The following is an 8,531-nucleotide window of genomic DNA, read 5'->3' as shown; positions in this document are numbered from 1 at the left end:
AACGCGGGCCTGGCGGGTTTGGCGGGCGGGGCGGGGGAGGCGCTCGTCCGGACCGGGGCGGCGGGGGAGGGGGCGCCGGTCCGGACGGGGTCGGACTGCGGGGGCGTCCCGCCGCCGCCCGGCACCGGATCGCGGCCCTCACGGAGCCGCCTGCGGACGTCGTGCGCGGTGGACAGCGAGATGCCCGCCGTCCGGGCGACCTCGCGCAGGGACGCCTCGGGCCGGTCGCTGATGATGCGCGCGGCGAGCCGGCGGCCCCGGGCGCCGCTCACCGGACGCTCGCGCCCGTCCGCGCCGACCCGGGTGTTCGTCTGCGGGATCCGCGCGGTCGAACGCCGCACCGCCGCGACGGTGCGGGCCGACAGGCCGGTCCGGGCCGCGACCATCCGGTCGGACGCCTGCGGCTCGGCGGCGAGGATGCGCGCGGCGGCGGCCCGCCGGTCGGCGAGGGTCAGCGGGAGGCCGTGCGCGATGTTCAGCTCCACCGCGCGGGCGAACGCCTCGGCGGCGCTGCCGTCGAAGAAGATCGCCTCGATCTCGGTGTCGCCGCGCAGCTTCGCCGCGCGCAGCCGGTGCATCCCGTCGATCACCCGCATCGTCGGGCGGTGCACCAGGATCGGGGGCAGGGGGGCGTCCACGCCCGCCATGCGGAGCACGTGCTCGTGGTCCACCCCGCGCAGCCGCGGGGAGTCGGCCGGTTGCAGGGACGCGATCGTGACGCGCACCTCCTCCCCCTCGGGGGCCTCCGCCGCCAGGGTGGCCGGGGACGTCCGCCCGCGGGGCCCGGACGGTCGTGGGGCGTCGTCGGCGGCGGCCGGATCCGAGGGGGTGCCGGGGTCCTCGGAGGAGCCCGGGTCCTCGGTGGCGCCGGGACCGGCGGACGTGTCGGGCGAACACGTCTCGGTCGTCTTCGGCTCGGTCCATTGCGCGGTGCTGTGTCCCATGGTTCCTCCACGCCTTCCGGAACGGAACAAGCCCCTGTCGCCATGCTCGGAACAAGCGTCGTTGTTCCGACTTGGGGGGCCCGGTCATTACAAACCGATTCGTCGGTTTTGCGCAACCCTGTGTCCCACATCTCGGCGGGAGTCACCGAAAGTGAGAGTTACCGGCCGGTCGCTCTTTTTCAATCGGTGAGCATGTCCGCAGATGGCGCCGGGCGGCATCGCGGAAAAGGCTGGGAAAGTGACGCTCGGTAGCAGGTTCGGGGTGTAAGGAAATAGCGTAGCGTTTCGAAAATGGCGGGGGACGGGTGGCGTTGATCATGGTCGCCCGGAAGGAGGGGGAGCGGTTTCGCCCGGGCGCCGGAATGAGGGTTATCCAGTCCTTCCTATCCAGGGGGCGGACGGATAAACCGCCGAGGCGCCGATTCGGTGCGCCGCGACTTCGGCGGGCCCGGGGCGCGCACTCGCATGGCGCACGCTCCCACGGCCGCGCCACCCTGCGGCGAGTCGGCGGGCCCGTCCGCGAGGGCCCCTCCCCGACGGCGCGGACCCCGCCAGCCGGGGGTGGCGCGCTCCGTTCGCGAACTCGTCGCGAACGCCGCGCCGTACCTAATGCGCATCGCGCGCGATCAACGTAATATCTGAGCGCATTGTCGGCCGGATCGCCGTACCACGTTTCCCCGCCTGTGAGAGGGAGCCTGGCATGTATTCCCAGCGAAATCTCGGTTCGAGGGCGCTCGCGAGCGTCCGCAGGTTGCGTATTGCCGCCGGCGCGTTTGTCGCCGTCGCGGCGCTGCTCATCGGTTCGACCATCACGGCGGGCGCCTCGCCCCAGACCTCGGGAAGTCTTTCGGGGCTGCCCGGCTTCCGTGAGGGATTCGTCAATGTCGACGGCGGGTCGCTGCACTATGTGCGGGGCGGCAGCGGACCGGCCCTGGTCCTCCTGCACGGATGGCCGGAGACCTGGTACGAATGGCATGACGTCATGCCCGGCCTCGCCAAGACGCACACGGTCATCGCGTTCGACCTGCCGGGCATCGGCGCGTCCTCCGTCTCCAGCGACGGGAAGTACGACGCGGTCACCGTCGCCGCCCGGGTCCACCAGGGCGTGAAGGCCCTCGGGTACCAGAGCGCCGCCCTCCTCGCGCACGACGTCGGCTCGCTCATCGCCTACCCCTACGCGCGCAACTTCCCCGGCGAGGTCTCGCGCATGGCCGTCCTGGAGGCGCCGCTCAACGGGTTCGGCCTGGAGGACGCGTACGGCCTGAGCTGGCACTTCGCGTTCAACATGACCCCCGCTCCGGTCCCCGAGCAGCTCATCAACGACCGGGCGCACGTCACGACCTACCTGCAGTGGCTGTTCAGCTCGGCCAAGTACCCCGGCAAGATCTCCCAGTCGACCTTCATCGACGCCTACTCCGACGCCGCCCACCGCAGCGCGGGATTCGCCTACTACCGCGCCTACACGACGAACGCCGCCGACAACAAGCGGCTCGCCGAGCAGAAGCTGACGATCCCGGTCATGGCGATGGGCGCGCAGGCCGTCTTCGGCCCGGCCGTCGCGCAGTCGTTCGCCAACGTCGCCACGGACGTCCGCACCGTCGTCGCCCCCGACAGCGGCCACTGGATCCCGGAGGAGAACGCGGCGTTCCTCGGTCAGTGCGCCGGCCTGTTCTTCGGCCCCGCCGGAACCCCGGCCCCGAGCCCCGACCTGGCGGGCTGCGTGTCCTGACGGGCCGCGCGTCCTGACGGACGCGGCCCTCCACGGGCGGCCGGTCGCCCCGCGCGACCGGCCGTCCTCGGCCGTTCCCGGTCGTCCCCGGACACCCCCCCGGACGGCCAGCGCATTCCGGAGGATGCCGGGCGGGCGGCCTCTCGCGAGGCTGGGCGGAAGGGTGCGCGCGCGGCGCGCCAGGTCCGTCGATCTCCGGGAGCGCCGATGAGAGAAGCCCTCCGAACCTGCCCCATCTGTGACGCGGTCTGCGGCCTGAGCATGACCCTCGACGGCGACGGCAAGGTGCTGTCGGTGAGGGGGGACGCCGACGACCCCTTCTCCGGCGGCTACGTCTGCCCGAAGGGCGCCAGCCTCGGACGCCTCGACGAGGACCCGGACCGGCTGCGGGCCCCCATGGTCCGCACCGGCGACGAGTGGCGCGAGGTGAGCTGGGACGAGGCGTTCGAGACCGTCGAGCGCGGCCTGACGGGCGTCATCGAGCGGCACGGCCGCGACGCGCTCGCCGCGTACTTCGGCAACCCCACCTTCCACACCATGGGCGGGATCTTCTACCGCGGCCCGCTCGCCGAGTCGCTCGGCACCACCAACCTGTACAGCGCGAGCAGCATCGACCAGGTTCCGAAGCACGTCGCGGTCGGCCTGATGTTCGGCAACTCGCTCGCGATCTCGGTGCCGGACCTGGACCGGACCGACATGCTCCTCGTCATCGGCGCCAACCCCGCCGAGTCGCACGGGTCGCTGTGCGCGGCGCCCGACTTCCCCGGACGCCTGCGGGCGCTGCGCGAGCGCGGCGGCAGGCTCGTCGTGGTCGACCCCCGGCGCACCCGCACCGCCCGCGTCGCCGACGAGCACCTGTTCATCCGCCCGAGCACCGACGCGTACCTGCTGTTCGCGATCGTCCACACCCTCCTGGACGAGGACCTGACCACGCTCCGGTGCGAGGTGTCGGGCCTGGAGGAGCTGCGGGAGATGGCGTCCGCCTTCTCCCCGGAGGCCGTGGAGCCGGTGTGCGGGGTGCCCGCCGAGGACATCATCCGGCTGGCGTGGCAGCTCGCCACGGCCGACAGCGCCGCCGTCTACACCCGGGTCGGGACCTGCACGTCCGACTTCGGCACCGTCACCCAGTGGCTCGTGGACGTCGTCAACGTCCTGACCGGCAACCTCGACCGGCCCGGCGGCGTGATGTTCACCCGGCCCGCGACGCTGGAGGTCCCGTGGGGCCCGAAGCCGTTCGAGTTCGGGCGCTGGCGCAGCCGGGTGCGCGGGCTGCCGGAGGTCCTCGGCGAGTTCCCGGTGGGCACGCTCGCCGACGAGATCGAGACGCCCGGGGACGGCCAGGTCAGGGCGATGGTGGCCGTGGCGGGCAACCTGGTGCTGTCGGCGCCGGACGGCCCGCGGCTCGGCCGGGCGCTGGGCGACCTGGAGTTCATGGTCTGCGTCGACCCGTACCTGAACGAGACGACCCGGCTCGCCGACGTCATCCTGCCCCCGCCGCGCATGCTCCAGATGCCGCACTACGACCTGCTGCTGCTCATGGTCACCGTGCGCAACTACACGCGGTTCTCCCCGCCCGTCCTGCCGCTGGAGCCGGGGCAGCCCTCCGAGGCGGAGATCATGGCCAGGCTGGCGCTGATCGCCTCCGGGCGCGGCGCGAAGGCCGACCCGCGCGAGCTGGACGAGCAGCTCCTCGCGCCGCTGCTGGAGGCGGGCGTGCAGATCCCCGGGTCGCCGTTCGAGGGCCTCGACGTGGCGGAGGCGCGGGCGATGCTGGACGGCGACAGCGGGCCGGAGCTGATCCTGGACGCCCTGCTGCGCCTCGGCCCGTACGGGCTGTCCCTGGCCGACCTGCGCGCCAAGCCGCACGGCATCGACCTGGGCGCCCTCGAGCCGCGGCTGCCGGAGGTGGTCTGCACCGACGACGGCCGCGTCCGCCTCGCGCCCCCGGAACTCGCCGAGGAGGTCGGGCGGCTGCGCGGCCTGCTCACCGAGCCCGCGGCCGGCACCCTCCTCATCGGACGGCGGCAGCTGCGCTCCAACAACAGCTGGCTGCACAACGTCCCGTCCCTGGTGGGCGGCAGCAACCGCTGCACGCTGCACGTCCACCCGGACGACGTCGAGCGGCTCGGGCTCGGCGAGCGGGCCCGGGTGCGGTCGGCCGTCGGCGAGGTCGTGGTCCCGGTGGAGCCCACCGACGCGATCATGCCGGGCGTGGTGAGCCTGCCGCACGGCTGGGGGCACGAGGGCTCGTCGCAGCGGGTCGCGGCCGAGCACGCGGGCGCGAACGCCAACGCGCTGACCGACCCGTCGGTGCTCGACCGCCTGTCCGGCAACGCGGTCTTCAACGGCGTCCCGGTCACGGTCGCCCCGGCCGACGACTGACCGCCCACGAGATCGACCGACCGGACCGACAGCCACGACCGTATGACCTGATGCCGCCGTCCCGGTTCACTCGCCGGGGCGGCGGTGTCGCGGAGAGCACGGAAACAGCAATCTGGGAGCGGAGGCACGGCGCCCGCACTGGTTAGCGTTGAGAAGAATCATGAATGGTGCGGCGTTTAGGAGTTATAGCCATGAACGACCGTAATGTTGTCCTTCGGGTGGGATCGTGAGCCCACGCCGCGCCGACCCCAACGTCCGCCCGGCGCTCATCGAGGTCGGCGCGCGACTGCTGGCGGAGGAGGGCCCCACGGCGCTGTCCGCGCGCCGCGTCGCCGGCGAGGCCGGCTGCTCCACGATGGCGGTCTACACCCACTTCGGCGGGATGAGCGGGCTGGTGCGGGAGATGGTCCACGTCGGCTTCACCCGGCTGAAGAAGTGCTTCCTCCAGGTCGCCGAGACCGACGACCCGGTCGCCGACATGGCCCTGCTGGGACGCGCCTACCGGCGCAACGGACACGAGAACCCGCACCTGTACGCCGTGATGTTCGGCGCGTCCTCCCTGGCCAGCTTCTCGCTGTCAGAGAGCGACCGCCAGCACGGCCGCTACACCCTGGCGGGCGTCGCCCGCTGCGCCGAGCGCTGCATCGACGCCGGGCGCTTCGCCGACGACGACCCCATGCTGGTGGCGAACCAGATGTGGATCGCCGTCCACGGCGCGGTCGCCCTCGAGCTCGGCGGCTACCTGGTCGAGCCGTACGACGCCGACCAGTGCTTCGAGACCCAGCTCTCCGGGCTGATGGTCTCCGCCGGGGACGCCCGCGAGGACGCCGAGCGGTCGGTGCGCGTCTCCCGCGAGCGGCTCGACCGCGAGCTCGGCGACCCCCTCGGCGTCGCCTGATCCCGGCCGCGCGGGCCCCGTCCCGCCGCCTCCGGACGCCGTCGGCCCGCCGCCTCCGGGCGTCGGTCGGCTCCCGGGCTCCGGGCGCCGGTCAGCCCGCCGTCTTCGCCTGCTTCGCGCGGCCCATGAGGTCCTTGCGCTGCGCGGCGTCCATGTGCTCGATGGCGAAGCGCAGGGTGATGCGCGGCATGGTCGCGGCGTGCCGGTCGAGGAACGCGACCAGCCGTGGACGGTCGTGCTTGCCCGTCTCCCGCAGCAGGGTGCCGACCACGGTGTTGACGAAGTGCTCGGGGTCGTCGACGAGGATCTCCGCGAGGCGGTACGTGTCGTCCAGGTCGCCTCGTCCGACGAACATGACGGTGGCGAACATGGCGAGCCGGCGCTCGTAGAAGTGGTCGGACTTCGCCAGCTCGTAGAGCACGTCGCGGGGACGGGCGAGCAGGTGGTTGCCGACGACCTTGTGGCCGCTGACGTCGACGAGGTCCCAGGTGTTGATGCGGTCGGTGCGCCGCAGGTAGAGGTCGTACAGCTCCGTCCGCCGCTCCTCGGTCGTCCGCTTCCGGGGGTACTGGTGGCCCATGACGCTGACGGCGCCCACCCGGATGTCGTGCAGCGGACTCTCCAGGAGCCTCTCGATCTCCGCGGGCGGCAGGAGCGCGAACTCCTTGGCCAGGGCGAAGATCTTCCCCATCCGCGCACCGGCCCGGATGTCGTCGTCCTCGCCCCGGCGGACCAGCGCGTTGCTCTCGGCCAGCTCCCGGTGCTCCTCCGGGACGAGGGTCAGGAACCTCGCCACGAACTCGTCGGCGGTCGGCTCGTCGGGCATGCCGGGATCCTTTCGTTGACGGTCCGACTCCACGCCATGACGGAGCGGGTCGGCGAGTACCGGGCCGAGCGTAGGCGTCCGCGGGGCACCGGTCGAGAGACACGGCGTGACGGCCCGCCAAGGCTGCGGGCCGTCACGGTCGTGTCGCTCAGGTTCGAGCCGTCACTCGGGTCGACCTGTCACTCGGTTCGTCCTGTCACTCGGGTCGGCGCGCTAGGCGCGGCGCCGGCGGGTCGCCAGGAAGGCGACGAACCCGGCGACGGCCAGGGCGGCCAGGCCGATCCCGACCACCTCGCCCGTCGTGGACCCGCTCGACTTGTGCTTGCCGGTGGTGGCCGCCGCGGGCGCGGCCGCGGCGGCCTTGGCCACGAGCGTCACGGGGACGGGCGTGGTGGCGACCGGACGGGCGGTGGTGTTGCCGAGCTGGCCGACGGCGTTCAGGCCCCAGCAGTCGATCGCCCCGTCGGAGTAGGCCGCGCAGGTGTGCAGGCCGCCGGCCGTGATCAGCGTGGGCCCGGGACGGAACCCCTTCACCGGGACGGGCTTGCGCGAGTTGGCGTTCGTCCCGTCGCCCAGCTGGCCGAAGTTGTTCTGGCCCCAGCACGACATGCCGCCGTCCGAGAACGTCGCGCACGTGTGGTAGCCGCCCGCGATGATGTGGGCGGGAGTGCCCGGCAGCCCGGTGACCTGCGTGGGCTTCGTCGCGATCTTGACGGACCCGTCACCGATCTGCCCGTACTTGTTCTCGCCCCAGCACCACATCGAGCCGTCCTGTTCCAGGGCGCACGTGTGGAAGTTTCCGGCCACGAGCTCGGTGGGCGTCGACGCCAGGCCCTTCACCTGCACGGGCTTGGGGGAGCCCAGGCTCTTGGTGCCGTTGCCGAGCTCGCCCTCCTCGTTGTGCCCCCAGCACCAGGTGGACCCGTCCTTGAGGATGGCGCAGGTCGTCCACACGCCGGTTGCGAAACGCTCCGGCGGGGACGGCAGGCCCTTGACCTGGACGGCCTGGAGCGAACCGGTCGTCAGCGTGCCGTCGCCGAGCTCGCCGTACTTGTTCTGCCCCCAGCACCAGGTGCTGTCGTCCTGCTGGTAGACCACGCAGGTGTGGTCGCCGCCGACCGCCAGGAGCCGGACGGTGCCGCGCAGCCCCTTGACCTGGATCGGGTTCTTGGTGTTGACGAGGTTCCCGTCACCGAGCTGGCCGTACTTGTTCATGCCCCAGCACTGCACCGTCCCGGTGGTCAGGAGCGAGCAGTTGTGGACGGCGCGGGACAGCGTGGCCGTGGGCGTCCCGGCGAGGCCCTGCACCTCGGACGGCTGCGGCGTGGGGGCGTTCGTCCCGATGCCGAGCTCGCCGTACTGGTTGTCGCCCCAGCAGCGCAGGGTCTTGCCGTCGAACAGCGCGCAGGTGTGCGCCGCGCCCGCGGTCAGCGCGGTGACCTGGGCCCCGGCGGCCGCGACGGCGGGCGCCGCCGGGACGGCCGGGGCCGCTTGGGCCGGGGCGAACGAGATCGAGGCGAGCAGGGCCGCGAGGAGCCCCGCCCATGCGAGATAGCGCTTCACTTGTCCTCCGGAAGTCGTCGGGCTTGAGGTGCTCCAGGAACCGGGGACGGCCGGTCGCCCACGCGGGGGCCCGAGGCCGTGCGCCCGCGCCGGGTGAGGCCGACGCCGACCGCCAGGGCCGCGGCGAGGGCCGCGCCGATCCCCAGCCAGCCCGGCCAGCCCAGGCCGCCGGACCCGTGGTGGTGCGTC

Annotated in this window: 7 protein-coding genes; 3 read left to right on the top strand and 4 right to left on the bottom strand. The window is 72.9% G+C overall.

What is annotated here, in order from left to right; translation table 11 throughout:
* Positions 1-944, bottom strand: a 944-nt coding sequence (locus tag EBO15_RS41925; protein ID WP_122200004.1) for a ParB/RepB/Spo0J family partition protein, incomplete at its 3' end; no start/stop codon positions are given.
* Positions 945-1,644: 700 nt separating this feature from the next.
* Here EBO15_RS41925 and EBO15_RS41920 point away from each other — a divergent pair.
* The 3 genes from EBO15_RS41920 to EBO15_RS41910 all read left to right on the top strand — a co-directional run bounded on the left by EBO15_RS41920 (position 1,645) and on the right by EBO15_RS41910 (position 5,953).
* Positions 1,645-2,673 carry an alpha/beta fold hydrolase gene (locus EBO15_RS41920; RefSeq protein WP_122200003.1) on the top strand — a complete coding sequence of 343 codons (1,029 nt, stop codon included), beginning with the start codon at positions 1,645-1,647 and terminating at the stop codon, positions 2,671-2,673.
* Between the two features lie 207 nt (positions 2,674-2,880).
* Complete coding sequence (locus tag EBO15_RS41915; protein WP_122200002.1) at positions 2,881-5,055, top strand: molybdopterin-dependent oxidoreductase; 2,175 nt, start codon at positions 2,881-2,883, stop codon at positions 5,053-5,055.
* Between the two features lie 226 nt (positions 5,056-5,281).
* A complete protein-coding gene (locus tag EBO15_RS41910; RefSeq protein ID WP_122200001.1) occupies positions 5,282-5,953 on the top strand; it encodes a TetR/AcrR family transcriptional regulator in 672 nt (223 codons plus the stop codon).
* Between the two features lie 91 nt (positions 5,954-6,044).
* On the opposite strand, the gene EBO15_RS41905 is transcribed toward EBO15_RS41910, so the two are convergent.
* From EBO15_RS41905 to EBO15_RS44875, 3 genes are all read right to left on the bottom strand, one after another.
* Positions 6,045-6,779, bottom strand: a complete 735-nt coding sequence (locus EBO15_RS41905) for a DNA alkylation repair protein (RefSeq protein ID WP_122200000.1) — start codon at positions 6,777-6,779, stop codon at positions 6,045-6,047.
* 213 nt (positions 6,780-6,992) lie between these two features.
* Complete coding sequence (locus EBO15_RS41900; protein WP_122199999.1) at positions 6,993-8,342, bottom strand: RCC1 domain-containing protein; 1,350 nt, start codon at positions 8,340-8,342, stop codon at positions 6,993-6,995.
* The coding region (locus EBO15_RS44875) for a hypothetical protein (RefSeq protein ID WP_199745164.1) at positions 8,339-8,531 on the bottom strand (193 nt) is incomplete at its 5' end. The genes EBO15_RS41900 and EBO15_RS44875, both read right to left, overlap by 4 nt.

This window comes from Actinomadura harenae, from assembly GCF_003696215.1.
Lineage (GTDB): Bacteria > Actinomycetota > Actinomycetes > Streptosporangiales > Streptosporangiaceae > Spirillospora > Spirillospora harenae.
Note: the sequence above shows the minus strand (reverse complement) of the source record. Positions and strands in the feature narration are given on the sequence as shown.